This window comes from Pseudomyxococcus flavus, assembly GCF_050038885.1.
In the GTDB taxonomy this organism is placed as follows: Bacteria; Myxococcota; Myxococcia; order Myxococcales; family Myxococcaceae; genus Myxococcus; species Myxococcus flavus.
In genome coordinates this window covers 8,605,848-8,627,007 of sequence record NZ_CP143624.1, presented here as the reverse complement: position 1 = coordinate 8,627,007, position 21,160 = coordinate 8,605,848, and the positions used below count along the sequence as shown (strand labels likewise).

General features: G+C 70.7%; 19 protein-coding genes. 8 read left to right on the top strand and 11 right to left on the bottom strand.

The window, feature by feature from the left end; genetic code table 11:
* The first annotated feature begins 96 nt into the window (after positions 1 to 96).
* Complete coding sequence (locus VZL07_RS35780; protein WP_426752429.1) at positions 97 to 1,086, top strand: tetratricopeptide repeat protein; 990 nt, start codon at positions 97 to 99, stop codon at positions 1,084 to 1,086.
* Between the two features lie 87 nt (positions 1,087 to 1,173).
* Complete coding sequence (locus VZL07_RS35775; protein ID WP_426752428.1) at positions 1,174 to 1,686, top strand: hypothetical protein; 513 nt, start codon at positions 1,174 to 1,176, stop codon at positions 1,684 to 1,686.
* Positions 1,687 to 1,689: 3 nt separating this feature from the next.
* Here the strand turns inward: VZL07_RS35775 and VZL07_RS35770 are convergent, their stop codons facing one another.
* The 7 genes from VZL07_RS35770 to VZL07_RS35740 all read right to left on the bottom strand — a co-directional run bounded on the left by VZL07_RS35770 (position 1,690) and on the right by VZL07_RS35740 (position 10,515).
* Positions 1,690 to 3,303 carry a carboxypeptidase regulatory-like domain-containing protein gene (locus VZL07_RS35770; RefSeq protein ID WP_426752427.1) on the bottom strand — a complete coding sequence of 538 codons (1,614 nt, stop codon included), beginning with the start codon at positions 3,301 to 3,303 and terminating at the stop codon, positions 1,690 to 1,692.
* Positions 3,300 to 3,872 carry a hypothetical protein gene (locus tag VZL07_RS35765; protein ID WP_426752426.1) on the bottom strand — a complete coding sequence of 191 codons (573 nt, stop codon included), beginning with the start codon at positions 3,870 to 3,872 and terminating at the stop codon, positions 3,300 to 3,302. The genes VZL07_RS35770 and VZL07_RS35765 overlap by 4 nt, the downstream gene beginning before the upstream one ends.
* A 17-nt stretch (positions 3,873 to 3,889) precedes the next feature.
* Complete coding sequence (locus VZL07_RS35760; RefSeq protein ID WP_426752425.1) at positions 3,890 to 5,782, bottom strand: sigma 54-interacting transcriptional regulator; 1,893 nt, start codon at positions 5,780 to 5,782, stop codon at positions 3,890 to 3,892.
* Positions 5,783 to 5,810: 28 nt separating this feature from the next.
* Positions 5,811 to 6,818, bottom strand: a complete 1,008-nt coding sequence (locus tag VZL07_RS35755) for a hypothetical protein (protein ID WP_426752424.1) — start codon at positions 6,816 to 6,818, stop codon at positions 5,811 to 5,813.
* The gene (locus VZL07_RS35750; protein ID WP_426752423.1) at positions 6,815 to 8,776 is read right to left on the bottom strand and encodes a protein kinase domain-containing protein; all 1,962 of its coding nucleotides are present in this window, start codon (positions 8,774 to 8,776) and stop codon (positions 6,815 to 6,817) included. The genes VZL07_RS35755 and VZL07_RS35750 overlap by 4 nt, the downstream gene beginning before the upstream one ends.
* An 18-nt stretch (positions 8,777 to 8,794) precedes the next feature.
* Positions 8,795 to 9,880: a 6-phosphofructokinase gene (locus tag VZL07_RS35745; RefSeq protein WP_426752422.1), complete on the bottom strand. Its 1,086-nt coding sequence runs from the start codon at positions 9,878 to 9,880 to the stop codon at positions 8,795 to 8,797.
* A 152-nt stretch (positions 9,881 to 10,032) separates the two neighbouring features.
* On the bottom strand, positions 10,033 to 10,515 hold the full coding sequence (locus VZL07_RS35740) for a tetratricopeptide repeat protein (protein ID WP_426752421.1): 483 nt from the start codon (positions 10,513 to 10,515) through the stop codon (positions 10,033 to 10,035).
* Positions 10,516 to 10,925: 410 nt separating this feature from the next.
* Between VZL07_RS35740 and VZL07_RS35735 the strand changes: the two genes are divergently transcribed.
* Positions 10,926 to 11,309: a VOC family protein gene (locus tag VZL07_RS35735; RefSeq protein WP_426752420.1), complete on the top strand. Its 384-nt coding sequence runs from the start codon at positions 10,926 to 10,928 to the stop codon at positions 11,307 to 11,309.
* Positions 11,310 to 11,721: 412 nt separating this feature from the next.
* Here the strand turns inward: VZL07_RS35735 and VZL07_RS35730 are convergent, their stop codons facing one another.
* Both VZL07_RS35730 and VZL07_RS35725 read right to left on the bottom strand, forming a co-directional pair.
* Positions 11,722 to 12,207 (bottom strand): GNAT family N-acetyltransferase, encoded by a 486-nt coding sequence (locus VZL07_RS35730; protein WP_426752419.1) that lies wholly within the window; start codon positions 12,205 to 12,207, stop codon positions 11,722 to 11,724.
* Between the two features lie 659 nt (positions 12,208 to 12,866).
* A complete protein-coding gene (locus VZL07_RS35725; RefSeq protein ID WP_426752418.1) occupies positions 12,867 to 13,514 on the bottom strand; it encodes a hypothetical protein in 648 nt (215 codons plus the stop codon).
* A 282-nt stretch (positions 13,515 to 13,796) separates the two neighbouring features.
* Here VZL07_RS35725 and VZL07_RS35720 point away from each other — a divergent pair, with 282 nt between their 5' ends.
* Positions 13,797 to 14,471, top strand: a complete 675-nt coding sequence (locus tag VZL07_RS35720) for a hypothetical protein (protein ID WP_426752417.1) — start codon at positions 13,797 to 13,799, stop codon at positions 14,469 to 14,471.
* Between the two features lie 38 nt (positions 14,472 to 14,509).
* Here VZL07_RS35720 and VZL07_RS35715 read toward each other — a convergent pair whose 3' ends face one another.
* Together VZL07_RS35715 and VZL07_RS35710 are read right to left on the bottom strand one after the other, a co-directional pair.
* Entirely contained in the window at positions 14,510 to 14,923 is a 414-nt protein-coding gene (locus VZL07_RS35715; RefSeq protein ID WP_426752416.1) for an acyl-CoA thioesterase, read from the bottom strand.
* Positions 14,924 to 15,033: 110 nt separating this feature from the next.
* On the bottom strand, positions 15,034 to 16,380 hold the full coding sequence (locus tag VZL07_RS35710) for a DUF3943 domain-containing protein (protein WP_426752415.1): 1,347 nt from the start codon (positions 16,378 to 16,380) through the stop codon (positions 15,034 to 15,036).
* Positions 16,381 to 16,623: 243 nt separating this feature from the next.
* Here VZL07_RS35710 and VZL07_RS35705 point away from each other — a divergent pair, with 243 nt between their 5' ends.
* The 4 genes from VZL07_RS35705 to VZL07_RS35690 all read left to right on the top strand — a co-directional run bounded on the left by VZL07_RS35705 (position 16,624) and on the right by VZL07_RS35690 (position 21,135).
* Entirely contained in the window at positions 16,624 to 17,949 is a 1,326-nt protein-coding gene (locus tag VZL07_RS35705; protein ID WP_426752414.1) for a S1C family serine protease, read from the top strand.
* A complete protein-coding gene (locus tag VZL07_RS35700) occupies positions 17,937 to 18,905 on the top strand; it encodes an FHA domain-containing protein (RefSeq protein WP_426752413.1) in 969 nt (322 codons plus the stop codon). The genes VZL07_RS35705 and VZL07_RS35700 overlap by 13 nt, the downstream gene beginning before the upstream one ends.
* Before the next feature lie 69 nt (positions 18,906 to 18,974).
* Entirely contained in the window at positions 18,975 to 20,207 is a 1,233-nt protein-coding gene (locus tag VZL07_RS35695) for a DUF4130 domain-containing protein (protein ID WP_426752412.1), read from the top strand.
* 145 nt (positions 20,208 to 20,352) lie between these two features.
* Positions 20,353 to 21,135, top strand: a complete 783-nt coding sequence (locus VZL07_RS35690; protein WP_426752411.1) for a hypothetical protein — start codon at positions 20,353 to 20,355, stop codon at positions 21,133 to 21,135.
* Positions 21,136 to 21,160: the final 25 nt, after the last annotated feature.

Genomic DNA, 21,160 nt, shown 5'->3' with positions numbered 1-21,160 from the left:
GCCGGGCGCGGCCAGGTCAGTTCCGGAAATGCATGGGCGAAGCAGGGCTGTTCCGCTGCGGAAATTATCGCCGCATGACCGGGAGAACTCCTTACGATGCGTGAATCGGCCGAGATCGTTTCCGGGCCTAGGAAGATGTCCATGCCAGACCAGCCGAAGACGGATGTGGAAAAGGAGCTCACGGAGCTGCGCCGTGAGATCGTCGAGGCACGCAACCTCGTCATCAAGAGCGACAACCTGCTCAAGAACCTCCATGCGGAGGTGAAGGCGGTTGGCAAGCGCCACGAAGATTTCCAGAAGCGCCAGTGGCTGTCGTCCGCGGTGGCCTACGTGCTGTTCGCGGTCATCTCCGTGGGCGCGGCGCTGATGATCACCAGCGCGCGCAGCTCCGCCGCCACCAACGAGAAGGAGCGCCTGGAGAAGACGGTCGCCGACCTCACCGGTCAGCTGGAGAAGCAGCGCGCGGACACCGCGGCGCACCAGTCCGTGCAGCAGGAGGCGAACAAGGTCTACAAGATGATGACCAGCCTCCCCGGCGACGAGCGCCTCAAGGGCATCGATGCCTTGGTGAAGCTGGACACCTCGCGGCTGTCCAACCTGGAGCGCCAGGCCCTCAACGACCGCGCCGCCGTGCTGCGCCGCGAGGTGGGTGACGCCGCGTTCGAGCAGGGGAAGATCGCCTTCCGCAAGAACGAGATGGACGGCGTCATCTCCAACATGGAGCGCTTCCTGGCCATGAACCCGCCGCAGGACCAGGCGCTGGACGCGTCCTTCTTCCTGGGCACGGCGTACAACAACACGCGCAACCACGAGAAGGCGGTGCCCCTGCTGGCCCGCTTCGTCGAAGGGGACCGCAAGTCGAAGACGCGTGACTACGCCATGCTGCTGCTGGCGCACTCCTACCAGGAGGTGGGCCAGTACGAGAAGGCGCTCGAGGTCGCCCGCGACGCGGCCGGCACCTACCTCAACAGCCAGTACCAGTCCCAGTTCCGGGGCCGCATCGCCACCGTCAAGCGGCTGATGAACCCGGAGTCCGGCGCCGCGCCCGCCGCCCCGGCGCAGGCCACCAGCCAGCCCGGCCAGTAGTCCGCCGGGGGCCAGGGGCCCGCCACCGGACGGTGGCCACACGGAAGCGTTGCCACACGGGGTCCACGGTCGTAAGACCTGGGCCCCGTGTCCGCTCCCGACTCCCGGAAAGATCCCCGCTTCCGCCGCTTCCGAGGCGCCGCGTATGGGATCTACATCACCGTCACCACGCTGTTCTCGCTGTGGCTCATCTGGTGTGTCGGCCGCTCGGTGTCGGCCATGACGCCGGACAAGCTGCCGCCCGCCCCCGTGGCGCTCACGTACCGCGAATGCCTGGACGGCGCGCGCTCTCTCTGGACGGAGCTGGAGTCCGGGCGCGAGAAGCTGGTGAACGTCTCCCCCGCGAAGAGCGTCGACCAGGAGTGGATGCGCTTCCGCACCGCGTGGCTGCAGAAGCTGCGCGTGCGCGAGTCCGAGTGCGCGCTCGACTCCCGCGAGCGGGCCTCCCTGCGTGAGGTGTTCCGCCGGCTGGTGCGGGTGCAGGACCTCTATGCCATCCATGCGGTGCAGTACGCGGGCGAGGTCGGCGGCGCGGTGGACGCCCTGCACGAGGCGCTCGACACCGCGGGCCGCAACCCCGGCGCCGGCCGGCTGCCCTGAGCCTCAGCGCACGGGCAGCAGCGCGGTGTAGCGCCCCAGGTGGTCCGACACCGTCTGGGAGAGCAGCACGGAGGAGGGCCTCCCCTCCAGATTCGCCACCCGGTAGAAGCGCACGGAGGCATAGGGCGCGGCCTGGCCGGCCTCGGTCACCGTGCCGCGCACGGTGCGGCCGCGCTGGAGCGGGAAGGTGGCCAGCACCTGCTCGCCCGTGTCGTCCCCCGGCTGTACGGTGACGACGCGGCTGACGCGAGGCAGGTTCTCCGTGGGGATGAAGTCCACCCGGTAGATGCCCGGGTCCAGCCACAGCCGGAAGGAGCCGGTGTCGTCCGTGGTGCCCAGGGACTCGCCGCCCGCGGGGGGCCGGGGCCACCCTGGCACCTGGCCAATGGGCTCCGCGAGCACGCGCACGCCCGGCGCTGGCTGCGTGTTGTCCGTCTGGAGGAGCGTCCCCCGGAGGATGCGCCGCTCCGGGCAGACGACGTCCGGAAGGACGGCGCCGCCGCGAGGCACGTCCACCGCCTGCACCGTCAGGCCGGCGGTGGAGCCCGAAGGCGGCACCACCACCAGCGACAGGCGGCTGCCCGGCGCCGAAGGGAGTGTCTGCACCGTGAAGCGGCCCTCCGCGTCCGTGACGGCCAGGGGTCCCTGGAACGTTCCGCCGCCACCCACCGTGCCCCGCAGGGACACCGAGGCCTGGGCCACTGGCTGGCCGTCGCGCGCCAGGATGCGGCCAGACACCTGCACCGGCTCACCCGCGTCGCCCAGCTCCAGGGGGGCGGTGAGCGGCTCGCGTGGATCCACGGTGAACGTCTTCTGAGGCACCCACGGGGCGCCCGCCGCCGTCACCCGCAGGAGCAGGCTGGCCCGCTGGGCGGCTTCCACGGGCAGGGCCAGCGCGAAGGCCCCCGTCGCCCGCGCCACCGGCACGCGCTGGGACAGCGGCGTCAGGTCCGCATCCAGCGCCTGCACCTCCAGGTCGGCGTCCACCAACTCGGCGCCCTGGCGCACCACCTGGCCCTCCAGCCGCGCCACCTGGTGGGGGGAGGGCAGCACCAGCGGCAGGGGCACGGCGCCCCCCGGCTCCACGGTGGCGGAGCCTCGAACGGGGGGCAGGCCCAGGTCCTCCGGGGAGAGCGTCACCGTGTACGTCCCGGTGCCCACGGGCAGCTCCCACCGGCCGTTGATGGGCACCAGGTGCGCGGTGAAGCTGCGCACCACGCCGGGCAGCAGCGCGCTCTCGCCGCTGGCGCTCAGGCGGAGCGGCTCGGAGTAGGGGCGCGTGGTGGTGCCTCCCTCTCCGGGCGCGGACGTGACGCGCACCGTGCTGCCCTGCACCGTGGCGGGCCCGAACAGCGCCAGGTCCAGCTCGGGCCGGATGGCCTCCACCCGGAAGTCCTGGGCATGCAGGCCGTCATCCGGGTTGGGCGTCACCTCCACCACGATGTCGCGGCCCGGGTCACCACACCCGTCGGGGAAGCACACCTCGTTGTGCGCGCAGTCGGTGTCCGCGCGGCAGACGAGCTGGCTCGGGTCCGGCGACTCCTCCAGGAACATGCAGCCGGTGCCGCCCAGCACGGCCAGCAGCGCCGCCCATGCAAGCTGTCGCCCGCGCCTCACCGGCAGTCTCCCTGGACGGTGTTCACCACCCACGAGTAGGTGACGACGAAGCCCGGGTTCTCCACCTCGGTTCCGTCCGGCAACTGCACCGGGCGGGGCCGCACCACCCGGTCCACCAGCTCCGCGTCGCTCACCAGCGCCTCCACCAGGTGGGGGCCGGGCGTGCCCAGCGGGTTGTTGGCGGAAGCGAGGCTGATGAGCAGCGTGCCCCGGTCCGAGCGCCGCGGCTCGCGGGTGTTGGCCAGCTCGTACTGGCGGTAGGGGCCACGCGGGTCCTGCGGGTTGTAGTCCACGTACCAGTGGACGACGATGCGGTCGTCCACGTCCGGGTCCTCCACCGCCACCTCGAAGGTGAGGTCGCAGGACTCCTCGCCGAAGTCCGGGATGAAGCGCTCCTGGGGCACCACCAGGCTCTCGATGATGCGCGGCGGCCGGTTCATGAAGTCCGGCACGTTGTCCAGCAGGGTGTCGTCCTGGGGAATGAGGCAGCCGGATGCGGCGCAGCTCGCGGCCACCAGCAGCCGCAGCCGTCTTCTCCCGGGGTCTTGCCGCGTCGTGGCTTCCATCATCCGTGCGAGTCGCGCCCTCAGAGTAGCTCGTCGCCCTCCTCGGGCGGCAAAGGCCGTCCCGACTTCTCCGCTTCCAACTTCTCCAGATGCCGGAAGATGGTCCGCGGATCCACGCCCAAGTCCTTGGCTGTCTTGGTGCGGTTCCCGTTGTTCCGGGCGAGCACCTCGTTGATGTAACGCTTCTGGAATTCTTCCTTGGCCTGAAGCAGGGGCATGATGGGCTCCAGGTTCTCCGGCTTCAAATCCAGGTCATCCGGGCCCAGCAGCGGCTTGTCCGCCAGCACCACCGCCTTCTTCAGCCGGTTCTCCAGCTCGCGGATGTTGCCCGGCCAGCCGTACTTGCGCATGGAGACGGTGGCGGAGGGGGTGAAGCCGCGCGCCTTGGAGCTGAACTCCCGGGCGTACTTCTGGAGGAAGAAGCGGCCCAGCACCACCACGTCCTCGCCGCGCTCGCGCAGGGGCGGCAGCTTCAGGGTGACGACGTTGAGGCGGTAGTACAGGTCCTCGCGGAAGGTGCTCTTCTTCACCTCGTCCTCGAGCACCTTGTTGGTGGCGGCCACCACGCGGATGTCCACCGGCTCGCCGCGGTTGTCGCCGACCTTGTAGACGACCTTCTCCTGGAGCGCGCGCAGGAGCTTCACCTGGAGCTGCAGGGGCATCTCGCCCACCTCGTCCAGGAAGAGCGTGCCGCCGATGGCCGCCTGGAACTTGCCGGCCTTGGTGGCCACCGCGCCGGTGAAGGCGCCCTTCACGTGGCCGAACAGCTCGCTCTCCAGCAGGTTCTCCGGGATGGCGCCGCAGTTGATGGTGACGAAGGGGCCCTTCGCGCGCGGTGAGCGCCGGTGGATTTCACGGGCGATGAGCTCCTTGCCGGTGCCCGTCTCGCCGGTGATGAGCACGGAGATGTCCGTGGGGGCAATCTTGTCGATGCGCTTGTACACGTCGCGCATGCCCTGGCAGGCGCCCACGATGTCGCCGTAGCGCTGGTCCTCCAGCTTCCGGCGCAGCTCCGTGTTGTCCAGCTTGAGGTCGCTCACCAGCATCGCGTTCTGCAGGATGAGCGACGCCTGGGCCGCGAAGATGGTGAGCATGTCCGCGCTCTTGGGCTCGAACCGGTTCACCAGCCGGTCGTTGCCCACGTAGATGACGCCGAAGAGGTCGCCCTTCTGCATCAGCGGCACGCACAGCACGGAGTGGACGCGCAGGTTGACCACGGAGTCGCTCTTGTTGAACTCCGGCGAGTCCAGCGCGTCCGCGACGATGAGCGCCTTCTGCTCCTTCACGACCTTGGCGATGATGGAGTCGGAGATCTTGTCCTTCTCCACCGTGTCCTCGAGGTTCTCCCGGGCCACGTTGCGCGCCACCTTGATGCGCGGCTCCCCGTTCTCCATGAGGATGAGGAAGCCCTTGTCGGCGCGCGTCACCTCGATGGCCTCGTCCATGAGGCCCTCCAGGATGCGGTCCAGGTCGTAGAGGCCCAGCAGCCGCTCGCTGAAGGCGGTGAGCCGGCGCAGCAGCAGCAGCTCGCGGCCGGGCACGCCGGGCAGCTCCGCCGTGTGCGAGTCCGGGCTGGACGTCCGCGTCACCTCGGGCCGGGGCGTGGGCGCGGGCGCCGGTGCGCGGGGGGCGTCGTCCCGGGCGAAGATGAGCTCGGTGTGGCCCACGCGGACCACGTCACCCGTGGAGAGCGCGTGGGCGTCGCGCTTCTTGCCGTTGACGTGGAAGGTGGCGCCCAGGCTGCCGACCTCGTAGCGCGTGCCGTCGAAGGTGACGTGCAGGGCGCTGGAGGGAACGGAGGCGTCCTCGAGCTGGATGTCGTTGTCCGGACCCCGCCCGATGCTGGTGAGGCGCTTGAGCAGGGAGACCGCACGGACCTTTCCATCGGGGGTGCGGACGGTGAGGCTGGCCATGGCTTCACGTACCTGGAGGGAGTCTCCGTCAGAAGGAGAGGGTGAGACCGGCGCCGAGTCCGCCGGAGGTCGGGTAGAGGCCCACGCGCGCATGCGTCTTCGGCGCGCTCGCTCGCGCGGGGCTGGGGCGTTGGGGAGGGGCCTCGGGCTGCTCGGCGCGAGGCTCCACCGTGCTGCGCACCACCTGGTCCTCATGGTGGAAGAGCGCGTCCACCACGCCCACGGCGTAGATGGCGTAGAAGCCGGCGGCCGAGGACAGCTTGAGCAGCTGCCACGCGTCCCGCTGCTTCGCCCGGTTGGTGGGGATGTAGCGCACGGTGACGGAGGCCCGGCCGTCCGGGTCCAGCACGTTGTCCAGGTCGATGGTGCGCTCCTCGAACAGGGACTCGTACGCGAAGAAGGAGATGATGCTCGTCACCGCCAGCACGCCTTCCGTGGCGGCGAAGACGATGCCCAGGCTGGTGCGGCCCTGCTGGAACTGGCCGGCGCCGAAGGGGACGAAGTTGACCAGGAAGTTGCGCTTCTCCACCGTGCGCACGGTGACCTGGGACGCCAGCTCCTCGGCGCGGCGGCGCTGCATCTCCGCCTCCAGGCGCTCTCGCTCGCGCCGCTCGGCCTCCGCCTTCTCGCGCTCCTTGCGCAGGCGCCGCTCCTGGCGCAGGAAGTCCAGCTCCGTGTCCATCTCCTCCTTGAGCGTGTCGAAGAAGGCCACCGCGGGCGGCGGGACGACGAAGGGGTCCAGGCTGTAGTCCGGGTCCAACCGGAGCAGGGCGCGCAGGTGACGGCGGGCGTCCTCGGTGCGTCCGAGGTTGAAGGCGGCCAGGCCCGCCAGCTTGTGCAGCTCCACCAGGTCGTCCTCGTCCAGGCCGCCCCGGTCGATGCGCGAGCCCGCGCGGTCCAGGACCTCGGCGTACTTGCCGTACTCGAAGCTGGCGCGCAGCGCGGCGACCTCTGGATCCCCGGCCTCCTGCGCAAACGGGGTGGCCGGAGCGAGCAGCGTCAGCGCGATGAGGAGAAGCGGCAGGCAGCGGCTCATTCGGGGCGGAGGCTCCCGCGCAGGGTAGTGGGTTCGCCCGGCCGCAGGTGCACCACCCGCCGCTCAGGCACGAACCCCGGGTGGGAGACCTCCACCACCACGGTGTGCTGGAAGCCCGCGGGGCCCCGCGGGGAACGAACCTCGAAGGGCGTCACCAGGCTCTCCGCCGCGGTGCGAAGCTGGTCGCCCACGCGCACCTGCGCGCCCGCGGGCTCGAAGTCGACCGACAGGCGCGAGGGCTTGGGCTGGGCGCGCAGGTGGAAGACGTTGTCGCCCTCGGCCTGCACGTCGATGGTGTCCACCACGTCCTCGCAGTAGTCGCAGGAGATGGTGATGGTATGGCGCCCCGGCGTCATCTCCACGTCGTGCTTCTGGAGCGGCTGGGCGCTGAGGTCACCGTCATCCACCCGGATGCTGCCATAGGGCCGCACGAGGATGGACACGGGCAGCTTGCGCACCAGCGGCTTGCGGGGCGCGTCCTCTTCGTCCGGTGCGGAGGGGCGCGCCGTGCCCGTGCGGACGGCGCCGCCGACGGCCGGCGTGCTCTCGGACCGCGAGGGCAGACCGCCGGGCCCCGGAGGCGCCTTGACGGCCCGGGGTGGTGGCCCCGCGGGTCGGGTCAGCTGTGCCGCGCCCGGGCCGGGCCGTCCCGCGTTCTCCTGGGCACCGGGCCCCCCGCCCGCGGGGCCGCGGGGCGGCGCGGTGGTGGCGAGCGGCGCGCTGTCGGGCTCCGACGGAGGCTTCGAGGCCATGCCGTCCCCCGGCGAGCTCGTCATCGGGGATTCGTGCGCCTCCACGTCATGGGTGCCATGCCGGGCCTTCCAGCCGCCCAGGCCCAGCAGGCCCGCGGCGGCCACGCCCACTCCCAGCCGCAGGCCCCGGCGCCGCCAGGTCTTGAGGCGCTGCGTCCGCTGGATGCCCTTGAGGAGCGCGAGCGCCCGCTCGTTGGTGGCGTCCAGCGCGAGCACCTGGTTGAGGCTGGCCAGGGCGCGCGGAGTGCGCTTCTCCGCGAGCTGCCGCTCGCTGCGCTCCAGCAGGGTCGCGACGATGCGTTGACGGGCGAGCTTCCGGTACGACTGCGGGTCGGCGAAGAAGGAGACCAGCTCCTCGCCCACGCGGGCGAAGCCGAGCCCGGCGAGGTAGTCCGCGAGCGCGTCGCGCAGCCGGGCCGCGTCCGGGTAGCGCTGCTGCGGGTCGCGCTGGAGGCAGATGGCGCAGATGTCCGCCAGCTCGTCGGACAGCGCGGGCACGCGCCGGCGCGGGTCCTCATAGTCCCCGTCCAGGATGCGCTTGAGCGTGGCGGTGGTGTTGGGCGCGAGGAAGGGCAGGCGGCCCGTCATCGCCGCGTAGAACATGATGCCCACGCTGAAGACGTCCGCCGGGGGACCGGCCTCCAGGCCCTCGATGATTTCGGGGGACATGTGCGCGGGCGAGCCCACCAGCGTGCCGGTGACGGTCATCCGCTCCTCGATGTCCATCAGCCGGGCGATGCCGAAGTCCATGAGCTTGAGGACGCCGTCCTCGCGCACCATGACGTTCTCCGGCTTGAGGTCGCGGTGGATGACGCCCGCTTCGTGCGCGTGCGCCAGGGCCGCGGCCAGCTCGTGGATGACCATGGCCGCCAGCTCCGGCGGATCCATGGGGCCCTCGTCGAGGAAGGCCTTCAGCGTCTGGCCACGGATGTACTCGGTGACGATGAACGCGTCCTGCGCGTCCGCGGCGGAGAAGTCGAACACCTCGAGGATGTTGGGGTGGTGCAGCTTGGCCACCGCGCGGGCCTCACGGGCCAGCCGCCGGCGCGACTCGTCCTTGCCAGCCAGGTGCGGGTGCAGCACCTTCACCGCCACCTCGCGGTCCAGGGCGGTGTCGAGCCCCTTGTACACGACGCTCATGCCCCCCGAGCCGAGCTGCTCCAGGATGCGATAGCGACCGATATGGCGGCCGACGAGCGTCGTCATGGCGTGCGGTGAACTCCCTCAGTCCCCGAAGCTGATGCCCATGCTCTTGGTGAAGCGCACCAGCTCGCCCGCGGGATCCACCCGGCGCTCCTTGCGCGATTCGCTCAGGGGCACCGCGACGATTTCTCCCGCGCGCAGCGCCACCATGTGGTCCCACTGCCCGGCGCTCACCAGGTCCAGGACCTTGCACCCGTAGCGGGTGGCCAGCACCCGGTCCGCCGCGCTCGGGCTGCCGCCGCGCTGGAGGTGGCCCAGCACCGTCACGCGAATCTCCGCCTCGATGTGCCGGGCCAGCAGGTCCGCCAGCACCTTGCCCGAGCCGCCCAGCCGCACCACGCCGCGGCCGGGGATGGCCTCCGCCGAGTCCAGCACGGCCAGCTCGCCGCCCTGCGGGAACGCGCCCTCGGAGATGGCGATGATGGAGAAGCTGCGGCGCCGGGTGGCGCGGCGGCGGAGCTTCTCCACCACGGCCTCCACGCGGTACGGAATCTCCGGGATCAGGATGACGTCCGCGCCTCCGGCAATACCACTCTCCAGGGTGAGGAAGCCGGCGTGACGGCCCATGATCTCCACCACCATCACCCGGTCATGGGCCTCGGCGGTGGAGTGCAGGCGGTCGAGCGCCTCGGTGACGATGAGCCGCGCGGTGTCGAAGCCGAACGTCTGATCCGTGCCGGACAGGTCGTTGTCGATCGTCTTGGGACAGCCGACCACCTTGAGGCCCTTCTCGGAGAGCCGGTGGCCGATCGACAGCGTGCCGTCGCCGCCCACCGCGATGAGGCCGTCCAGGCGCAGCTCCTCGCAGCGGCGGAGGACCTGGTCGGAGACATCACGCTCCACCCAGTGCCCGTCCTCACGGGTTGCGTAGGCGAACGGGTTGGCCTTGTTGGAGGTCCCCAGGATGGTGCCGCCCTTGGGGAGGATGCCGCGCGTGTCCTCCTCGGTGAGCGGGCGGGCGAGCCCCGGCTCCACCAGGCCCATGTAGCCGTTCTCGATGCCCACGAACTCGTGGCCGAACTCGTGCGTGCCTCGCTTCACGAGGCCGCGAATGAGCGCGTTGAGGCCGGGGCAGTCTCCGCCACCGGTCAGGACTCCGAGTCTCATGGGTCGGGTCATACAGGTCGGACGCGGGTGTCAGAGGGAGGGTGCTGCACCATGACAGAAACGTCGGACCTGATTGTAGGGGGGCCCCCCAGGGGGTGCAACGCGCGAATCACCGACCGGGGCGGATTCGCGAGTGGTGACGGGCCCTTCCTTCAGTCGCGCTTCAGGCGGCGGCGCGAGGCGACCCTATCGAGCAGGGCCTGCAGGCGGGGCTCCGGCTTGTCGGGGAGGGCCCGATCTGTCGGTGACTGTAGGGGCATCGCGCGCGCCAGGCCATACAGCTCGATCAGCCGCTCCTTGAGCAGCTCGCTGTCCGGCCGCTCCTGGAGTGCGCGGCGGTAGCACGCGGCGGCTCCGGCGTAGTCCCCCAGGGCGAAGAGGCGCTCGCCCTCCTGGACGGGGGAGGAGGGGCCCACGGGCAGCGGGATGTGGGCCTCCGCACGGGCCGCTTCGAGCACCTCGAGCTCGGCGGGCTGGAGCAGCTCGCGTGCGCTGGCGAGCTTGTGGGCGAGCGTCGCGTCGTCCGGAAAGGCGCGGACGAGCGCTTCGTACAATCCGAGCGCTTCGGTGAGCTCGCCGCGGCGCAGGGCGCGATCGGCACGTGACTCCATGTCGGCCCTGGCGGCGGGGGTCATCTCCCCGGCAGGTTACTCGCGACGCGCGGGGATGTCACAACGAACACGCACGGGCATGGTGGGTCGAAGTCGCGAAAACCGGGAGGTCGCACGCTGCGTCGGGGTGTCCTCCGCGCGAGGCAGCAGGAGGGCAGGGGCGGCGCGCTCACGGAGCGCTGCCGGGCCCGGGTGAGACATCCGGAGCCGGGCCGGGCGTGCGAGGGATTGAGCGGCCTCGGCAGCCTGCCGGTCCGTTCCTGGAGCGGGTGACGGCGTCACGGTCCATGTTTCACGGGCCGCTGTGTTTCATGCCGTGCGGGTGGGTCGCGGGTGCGCCGCTGCTGCGAGGACGCGCCCTGGCGCTTGCCACCCCAGGCGAGCGGGGGCACGTTCATCCGTCGATTCGTGCGGCTGACTTCCCTGGAGGACCCATGGCCTACAAACCCGACGGTTACACATCCGTGGCGCCGTACCTGGTCGTCGACGGCGCGCTCAGGACCATCGACTTCCTCGTCCAGGTGTTCGGAGCGCAGCGGCTGCGCATGATTCCCGGAGACAACGGCAGGCTGATGCACGGCGAGGTGCGCATCGACGACACGGTCATCATGTTGAGCGACACCATGGACGGCTGGCCCGCGGTCGCCGCGCACGTGCACCTGTACGTCGCGGACGTGGACCAGCTCTACCAGCGAGCGCTCGACGCCGGTGCCGTGGCCGTCAAGACCCCGGTCAACGCGGGTGACGGGGACAAGCGCGGCGGGTTCCGCGACCCAGGTGGAACCACCTGGTGGGTGTCGACGCAGGAAGCCACCTGAGTCCCTGCGAGGAGCTTCCACTCCGCGCCTGGGGGCCGCCAGCAGGGTGACAGCCGCGGGGCACAGCGTGCCTCGAATGGACGAGCAGCCGGTGCTCGCGCGTGAGCTCGGGTGCCAGCTTCTCGCGTAGCGCCTTCGTGCCGGCCTCGCGGCCATCAACGGCGGCCTGTCCACCTTCGAGCCACCTTCGAAGTACGCCGCCTGCTCGGTGCACGAGAGGCGTTCTTGACGCTCTCGGTGCTGAACTGCACCGTCACGAGCGACGACGAGATGCGCTTTCCGGCGAGGGTCATCGTGTAGGCGAAGACGATTCGCTCGTCGGGACGGGGGCTCGATTGCCAGGTTGGCGCGTAAGTGCCGAGTCGTTGGGGAGATGCGCCCGTGGGTGGAATCGACTCGTGGCTGCCGCGTCTTACGGGGCCACCGGCACGTAGAGCCGGCTGGGCATACCCTGGTAGTCAATGAGCCGCTCGAAGCGCATCCCGCTTCGCTCCGCGACCCGGATGGACGCGATGTTCTCCGGGTGGATGATGGCGACCACGGGGATGTCGGGCAGGTGGCGCCGGGCCAGCGACAGCGCGGTGCGGGCCATCTCCGTGGCATAGCCGGTACCCCAGGTCCGCGGCGCGAAGCGGTAGGCGAGGTTCAGCACCCTGCGCCCTTCGAGCTCCTTGTGGCGCACACCTCCGAAGCCCACGAGGTCTCCCGGGGTATCGCGCCGCTCCACCACCCAGTAGCCCACGCCATGGTGCGCCCAGTCGTCCTGCCACAGCGCCATCAGCCTCCTGGCTTCATCTCGCGTGAGGGCGGTGGCGTTGGCGCTGAAGCGGTTCGTTTCTGGATCCGCGTGCAACGCGAACACCGCATCCAGGTCACTGTCGCGGACGGCCCGGAGCAAGAGCCGCTCCGTCACTGTACTCAGAAATGCCTGGACCATGCCTCGAAGCGTGCACCGCTGAAGGCCCGAACGCTACGGACAGTTTGATTCGGGGGGCCCGATGACTCCCCGAGTTGTCGCGCTGGCGAGTCGGCGCTGAGCGGAGATAGGCCGGAGATGGCGGGGCGGCCCGCGAGCAGGAAAGCCAGGATGATGGCAGCGCCCACTGCGTGAAGGACGCCAATCAAGGGAGGGGCGAGCCATGCCGCGCCAGCTCCCGTGGCGAAGGCAGCACCTGCGAGGACCGAAGACACGCGCCAGGCCCAGCGTCGACGGCGAAACAAGAAGAGGGTTGCGACCGTTACCACGAGCCCATGGAGCAGGAGCGCGACGGACAGCACCATGGACAGCTCGGCGGCCATGAGCCCGGCGAGCAACAGGTAGGGCGCCGCCAGCGACTGCCCAGGGGCAGCCCCAGTGATGAAGCGGCCCCTCTGCTGGTATGGCTCTGCGGAGGTGGTGTTCTCGCTCCTGTCTCGTTGTTCGCGACGGGCGCTGGAGACGCAGGCCCATTGCGAGTCCTCGTCATTGCCCATCTTCTTGATGACCCTTGAGCCGCAGATGTGGAGGGGCGGGCTTCGTTCAAGACCGCGACCTCCCATGGACGCACGCCAGTGGCATCAGAAAGAGCCATGCAGTCCCACCAGCGCATGCCGACTCCCCACGGCCAGCGAAGGCTGCACGCTGAACGCTGGGATCTTCTCCTGGCGTGCGTTCATGGCGTGGGACAGCTCGTAGCCCACGAGCGCGCCAATGATCGAGAAGAGGGGGAACCCTAACGGTTTGAGGTCATCATTGGTGATGAACAGCGTGGCCACCGTCCATGCGCCGACCGCCGTGCCTGCTCCCAGGAACGCCCCCAGCAGCGTTCCCTTTCCATCCGCCAGACGCGCACCCCACCAGACCCCCAGTGGGGCTCCAACGGATACTCCGCCAAGGATGCCATAGCCCGCGGCGGACGAGCAGTCCGAGCGTTCGCCACAGAGGCCGAAGCCGACGATAGCGCCGGGAACCGCCAGGACGACGGACGTCAAGGCCATGGCCCCCAGTTCCGCGGCAAGACGGATGATCGGGGAGGAGCTCGAGGCATCGTGTTCGGCCAACGGCGGTGCGTCCAGCAGCCGGGGACCGTCCTCAGATGGGCCCTCCGCGGATGGACTGCCGAGGAGGTGTGGCCCGTTCTCCGCGAGGCTGACGCCCGGCGCGAACAACGCGAACAAGCAGAGGAACGGCCAGAGCCAGGTGTGTCGAGCCTTCAGGAGTCCCATTGCGACCATGGTATTGCAATCAAGGGGCCGGAGCCCCGCGACGCAATACGCCCGAAGCTGGGTGCTCGGGAGATCGCTTGTGCAGGCCACTGCACGTCGGCGAGAGGGTTGTGCATGCGGCTGCTCACGCGCTGGAATTCCCTTGAAGCCTCGGGGAGCGAGCCACCGTGGTAGCGCGAATCGTCGCAGCACCAGAACAGCTGGTGATTCTTGGTTAAACAAGGATGTCGTGAGGCTGCGACGCGACGTTGAGGCGGGCTTCATTGGGTTAACCTGCCCGTCGTGCACGTCACCTCCCTGGCCGTCGGATTGCTGGCGCTGTCGGGTGCGCTCGGAACGGAGCTGCGCCGGGACGGCTACCAGTTCCGTCCGCCCGAGGGCTTCCACATGGTGCGCTGGGAGCAGTACGCCGACTCCCGCGTGGGCGCCGTGGCGCTGGAGCCGGACGCGCCGCGCATGCTGTCGGCGGCGCTGACCGACGGAGAGGGGCCGGACGCGGCCACGATGCTCGTCTCCGTGGTGGGGCGCGGCTTCAGCGCGAGCCCCTCGGACCGGGACGACTTCGCCTCGGCGGTGATGCAGCACTACCAGCGGGAGCTGGGGCTCCAGCTGACACCCGAGCGCGTGGAGCGCCTGGGCGGCACGACGCCACGCGTGGAGTTCCTGGGCACCCTGCGCGAGGCGGGACAGGTACGCACCGTGCTCGTCGCGGGCCTGGCCTCGGAAGGCGAGCACGCGGTGGTGACAGTGAGCGCCCCCGCGGTGCGCTGGCAGGCGCTGGCGCCCCAGGTGCGCGCGTCACTGGAGACCTTCCGCCACGAGCCGTCGAATGTCGCGGGGCCCGTGCCACGCCGGGTGCTCGGCGCGCTGGCGGGTGCCCTGGCTGGCGCGCTGGCTGTCTCGTACACGGCCTGGCGTCGCCGACGTCTGCGCCACGCGGCGGGCCAGGCCCCGTGACGGGGGGAGAGCGTGCCGCGCGGGAAGACGAGGCGGCGCTACGTGGGCTCGGGGGCGAGCGGAGGGACGGGCGTCGGTTTGTGGTTCTCGTCCAGCGCCACCATGATGAAGCGCCCTCGCGTGCACAGCTCCCGGACGCCGGTGAGCAGCTCCTCGGCGAACAGCTCGACCTCCACGGTGAGCGACGTCCTCCCGGTGGACACCACCCGGCCCACCAGCTCCACGAGCTGGCCCTGGCGCACGGGGATGTGGAAGTCGACGCGCTCGCTGGAGGCGGTGACGATGTTCCGCCGCGTGTAGCGGCTCGCGGTGATGAACGCGGACATGTCCATCATCCGCAACGCCTGCCCGCCGAAGAGCACACCGGAGTGCGTGGCCTGGTCGGGAAACACCATGTCCACCATCCGGGTTTCAGTGGCGGACGAGGGGAGCGACGGCATCGGACGGTTCATGGGGAGACTCCTGGCCTGCCAGCACCGATGGCCGTGCCGCATCATGGCCCGCGCGCGACACTACCGACTGCGTCACGGACCGCCAAGCCACATGTACCCCACGCGCGCCGTCAGTGCACGGAGAGGAACACGCGGACCTGCGGGATGCTTCGGGAGACCGTGTCGTAGTCGCGGAAGAAGCTGTTTCGCTCGAAGAAGGTGAAGCTGGCACCGATGCCCACGTTGGCGAAGAGCGGCACGTCCAGCAGCAGCGTGCCCTCGTGTGCCAGGTGGTTTCCGTCCGCTCCGTTCAGCGAGTGGATCCACGTCGTGCCCGCGTCGAACTTGAGGTATTCCCACGGCCAGCGTCCGTAGGAGACCTCGACATGCAAGCCCAGGCCCGGGCCGTAGTCGTAGTCCCGGCCTATCAGCTCGGCGTACTCGGAGGAGATGCCGGCGAGCACCAGCCCCCGCAGATGGAGCGACAGGCGCAGCTCGCGGCCCTCCCGCGTCAGGTAGCGGTAGACGAGCCCCGCTCCGAGCGACTGTCCCCCCAGCTCATACGCCTGGGTGTCGTTGAAGTCGAAGTGCTGGAAGGCCCCCAGCAGGATGCGCTCGTTCCCGCCGTTCTCGAGCGGAAGCATCGCCAGCGCGCCCTTCACCTCGGCGCGGCTGATGAGACGGCCCTCGCCGGAGGTGAACTGCACGCCCATGCTGAAGGCATCGAACGGCGCCTCCACCGGGAAGCGCAGGGCATCGCCGTAGCGCAGGTCCAGCTCCGCGAAGAACTGGTTGAGCGTCTTGCCCGCGTCGATGTTCAGGTAGCCCGAGCGCGCCAGCGACGCGAACACGGGCGGCTGCCACGCCTCGGGCGTGGGGGCGCTGCGCCAGGCGTCGCCGCGCACCACCCGGTTGAAGCCACGGACGGGGTTGAGCATGCCCGCGGTGACCTCGCGAGCGATGCGGCGAGTCCCCGTGTCACGCTGGTCCAGCAGCATGGAAGACAGCCGGTAGATGGCCTCGCCCTGCGCCCAGCCGCCCACGGTGGTGTTGATGAGGTCGTTGAATGACGGCAGCTTGTGCTCGGCGAACAGCTCCCATTGAAGGCTGCCCAGGAGCGTGAAGCCCGCGGCGCCCCAGTAGCCGAAGCCGTGGTCCCGCGCGGCATTGAAGTACGCCGCGCCGTGGTAGGGGTGGGCGAACTGGTTGGTGGTGAAATCGTCCTTGTCCCAGACGAAGCCGTTGCGGAGGTTCGTCCCCCACGTGTCCAGGCTCACGCGTGCCCATTCCTTTTGGAGGACAAAGCGATCGAAGGTCCACACCGCCAGGTTGATGGCCGTCACCTCGCCCAGGGCCCACCAGAACTGGCGGGGCCGCTGCGGGGGCGCGACCTCCTCGTCGGCGTGGAGGGGCGCGTCTGCGGGGTAGGCGGCGGACAGGGCCAGCGAGGGCAGGTGAGACACCAGGAGCGCGGCCATTCGCCATCTTGGCGCCCGCCTGCGCACGCCACCCCACTGGCTGTGACGCATGTCGGCTCCCCCACCCGGAGGACGAAGATGGGGGCCGTGACGCGGGCAGGCCAGGGACCCGCGGCGCGGGCTTGCGTCACGCGGTGGACGGACCGCCCGGATGCCCGCCTGGCGGCTGTCACCCGTTCGCGGTTGGGGGGCTGCGTCCGGACGTCCCACGGAAGGCGCGGTGGGGTAGGGTGCGCCGCATCCATGTTTGCCTTCATCCTCGCAGCGGTGCTCACGCAATCGCCGGTGGCGCCAGCTGAGCCGAGCCCGCTTCCGGCGCCGGGTGCGCCGGAAACCGCCTCACCCGTGGTGCCCCTGGGCGCGTTGCCACCGGCCACGCACGAGCTGTTTCAGCGCATCGAGGGGCAGGTCGCCCAGGTGCGCATCATCGAGCGGCGCTCCGGCACGCGCTCGTCCATCGGGTCGGCCTTCTTCGTGTCGGCCAACGGGCACGCGGTGACGAACTACCACGTCATCTCCGACGTGGTCATCCACCCGGAGGACTACACGGCGGAGCTGGTGCTGAAGGGCGGCACGGAGCCCATGCCCGTGCGGCTGCTGGACGTGGACGTCGTGCACGACCTGGCCATCATCCAGATGGCGACGCCGGTGGAGCACTTCTTCGACCTGGACGAGCGCGAGCCGCCGCAGGGCACGCGCCTGTTCGCCATGGGCAACCCCCGCGACCTGGGGACCACCATCGTCGAGGGCACCTACAACGGCTACATCCGCGACGCGCTGTACGAGCGGCTGCACTTCAGCGGCGCCATCAACCCAGGCATGAGCGGGGGGCCCACCCTCACGGGGGAAGGTCGCGTGGTGGGCGTCAACGTGGCGACCATGGGCAACCAGGTGGGCTTCCTGGTCCCGGTGAAGCATGCGCGGGCGCTGCTCGCTCGCGCGCTCGAGGCCAAGGACACCGGGGCGCAGGCGTTGCTGGAGACGGTGCGCGTGCAGCTTTTGGAGAACCAGCAGCGCGTCACGGAGCGGCTGATGGGCGAGCCGGTGCCGCAGCAGGCGCTGGGGAGCTACCGCGTCCCCGGCCGGTGGAGCGCCTTCCTCAAGTGCTGGGGCGACACGCCGCATGACCCGGAGGTGCCGTACACGGTGACGAACTACCAGTGCTCGTCGGAGGAGGACATCTTCGTGTCCTCGCGGCACCGGACGGGCGTGGTGGCCTTCCTGCATCAACACGCCACCAGCCAGCAGCTGGGGGCGCTGCGCTTCTCGTCGCTCTACAGCGCGCTCTTCTCGCAGGACCCGGACGCCGTGGAGGCCACGCGGCAGGACGTCACCAACTACCGCTGCCAGTCGGAGTTCGTGGACGTCGCGGGCCTGCCGGTGCGCGCCGCGCTGTGCATGCGCGCCTACCGGAAGTTCCCCGGCCTCTACGACCTGGTGCTGCGCGCGGCCACGCTCAACGCCAGCACCAGCGGCGTGGACACGTCGCTCACGCTGGCGGGCTTCACCGCGGACAACGGCCGCAAGCTGGCGCGCCGGTACCTGGAGGGGCTGTCGTGGACGGAGTGATCTTCCTGGAGGTGCTGGAGGGGGAGGTCGTCCAGGCCCGCCACCGCCTGGAGCGCTTCCCCGTCAGCGTGGGGCGGGGCTACGGCAACGACGTCATCCTCGACGACCCGAAGGTGTCCGCCGAGCACCTGCGCATCGAGCGCCGCGAGGACGGCGCGCTGGTGCTGCGCGACGTGGGCAGCCAGAACGGCACCTACCGCGTGGAGCCGTGGGCGCAGCTGGCGGAGCTGGAGCTGGCGTCCGATACCCGCGTGTCGGTGGGTGACACCATCCTGCGCTTCCGCGCGCGCAGCCACCCGGTGGAGAAGACGGTCATCGCGGCGGCGCCCACCGCGCCGCGGCCTCGCGTGTTCGAGCGGCCGCGCTCCTTCTCGCTGTCCCTGCAGGCGCTGCTCGGCGCCAGCCTGCTGGAGGGCTACCTGACCAACTACGGGCGCACGGACTGGGGGGAGCTGACGGTGGCGCTGGTGGTGCCGCTGGGCATCACCTTCCTGTGGGCCGGAGGCTGGTCCATGGCGAGCCGCATCGCGCGCCGGCAGTTCCACTTCCGCACGCACGCCACCGTGGCCGCGCTGGTGCTGCTGGGCGCCGTCCTCATCCAGCCCCTGCTCACGCTGGTGGGCTTCAGCCTGGGGGTGAGCGGGAACCTGTCCTGGGCCCACCACGCCGCGTTCCTGGCGTTGATGGCGTGGGGGCTCTACTGGCACCTGCGCTACGTGACGAAGATGGAGTCCGCGCGGCTCGTCCGGGTCATCGCCGTGGTCACCTTGACGTTCGGCGCCCTGTCGCGCGCGGACGAGTGGCTGGGCAACGAGTCGTTCAGCACGGAGCTGGGCTTCCGCCGGGCGTTGTTGCCGCCGGCCTTCCGGCTGGTGGGCACCGAGCCGGTGGATGACTTCTTCGCGGACACGGTGAAGCTCCAGGAGCAGGTGGACGCGCTGGCGAAGGAGCCGTGAGCGCGGCGAGCGGACAGGACGTCCCAGGCCGGATGGGGGATGTCAGACGGGTTGGGTAGGACGTGGCGGATGGATGTCCGTCAGGAAGGGAAGGCTGTCTCCGGCGCCTGGAGGGCCCGCGCTCCAGGCCCGCGCGCCGCGGTGGAGGACGCGGCGCCTCCGGCCCGGTGGCTGACGCGGGTGAGCGTGGCGCCGGACCTGGGAACGTTCCGGGTGGTGGCCCGCGGGCTGTTGGCGCGGGAGGAACCTCCGGAGCGGGTGCGCTTCGAGGAGGTCCGCGGTCAGACAGACGCGCTTCGGGCGGCGGTGCGGTGGGAGGCCTGTGGGCGGCTCGCCCCCGCGCTGCCACGGGACTTCCTGGGGCTGGCGCGGACGGTGGTGTGCCACCGCGCTCCGGCGCGCTGGGCGCTGCTGTACCGGGTGCTCTGGCGGCTGACACATGGGGAGCCGGAGCTGCTTCATCGGCATGACGACCCGGACGTGCGGCGGCTGCGGTGGATGGAGCAGGCGGTCCGGCGGGACGTGCAGGCCATGACGGCAGCCGTCCGCTTCCGGCGGGTGTGGCGGGACGGTGGGGCGCACCATGTCGCGTGGTTCCAACCCGAGCACGCCATCCTCCGGGAGGTGGCGCCGTTCCTCGTGCGGCGCTTCCCCACCTTCTCGTGGAGCCTGTTCACCCCGGAGGCGTGCGTACACTGGGACCGGGAGCGGCTGACCTTCGAGGATGGCGGGCGCCTCCCGGCGGAGGTCCTCCGCGGCGCGGTGCCTCGGCCTCCGCGCCCCGAGCCGGAGCCGGCGCGCATGCCCCTGCTGTGGGTGGGGGCGGCGCCGCGGAGTGGTGAGCCGCCTTGCTTCGCGGGGCCGGCGGGCCAGCTTCTGGACGTGGTGCTGGGGCGCGCGGGGTTGCCGCGGCCGTCGGCGGATGCCGCCCATGTCGTGGTGCCGTGTCGTCCGGGATGTGGGACGGAGCGCGGCGCCTCGCTGGAGGGGGAGGGCCGCTCGTGCCGGCATGGGCTGTCCGCGGTGGTGGCGCGGGTGCGCCCACGGCTGATCATCGCGCTGGGGGCGGTGGCGGCGCAGGCCTTCCTGGGCATCGCGTTTCGCATCCACCTCAGCCGGGGCCGCGTGCTCTCCACGCCGTGGGCGGATGGGTGGATGGCAACGTTGGCACCGGAGGCCGTGCTTCAGCTGCCTGGGGCACGGGAGCGGGCGGAAGCGCGCATCCACCTGGAGGCGGATCTCCGCGCCGCCGCGGCGTGGCTGCGGCAGCAGCTCCACCGGTGGGGGCGCCCGGAGCGGTGAGGGTGGGGAACGCACACGGTGCGCGGACATATCGGAGGCCGGCCAGATGCTTGCGCCACGACGACTTGATGAAGCGGCCGGGGGCCTGGGCTGCCCGCACCTCGGGACCGGGTTATGGTGGAAGCTGATTCAGGGAGGACATCCGATGCGTTCTTCGCTCCTGGCGGTTTCGTTGTCGGTCCTGGTGGGGTGTGCGCATGGCACGCGGCGCGCGGACCCGGTGGTGTTCGCGCCGGCGGATGTGTCGCAGCGCGCGAGCATGGAGCCCTGGGCCATCTCGATGCCCTTCGAGCAAGGCCAGGACGGAAGCGAGCTGGTGCTGGCACTGCTCGAACGGGCGGAGGCCTCGGGCGCGCGGTACGTCAGCGACCTGCAGGTGGTCTTCGTGACGAAGCAGGGGGAGCAGGCGCTGGAGTGCAGCACGCCGCTGGTGCCCGAGTCGGAGCTCGAAGCGGTCCCGAAGGACGCGCCGGAACCGCTCCCGGACCCCCAGGCGCCGCTGGCGCTGCGGGACTTCGCCTTCAGCTCCCTGGAGTTCGGATGCGGGAGCGTCATGACCAAGCGGCTCGTCCGGCAGGTCTACACCGGGGCCCCCACCGGGAGGAGCGCGAGGCCCGAGAGCCAGGTGCGGGACTCGGTGACGCAGGACCCGTTCCGCAGGAGCATCTCCTGCGGCTATGCGCGCGTGACGCAGTCCCTGTCGCGGTATGCCTTCCAGGCCGACGTCGACTATGTCCCGCCCATGACGTACCGCATCCAGCAGGTCCGGCCGGAGCTGGCCCTGGCGGAGGCGCGCGCCCAATGCGTGCCCGCCAGCCCCTTCTCGCCCTCCGTCAACCGCATCGAGGCGGTCGTCTATGGCGGCGCGGGTCCGAAGGCCGCGCTGGAAGCCTCCTTGCGCATGCATCCGGTGCGTACCTACCTCTGAGCCCCGGGGCAGGGGAGGCGCGGCG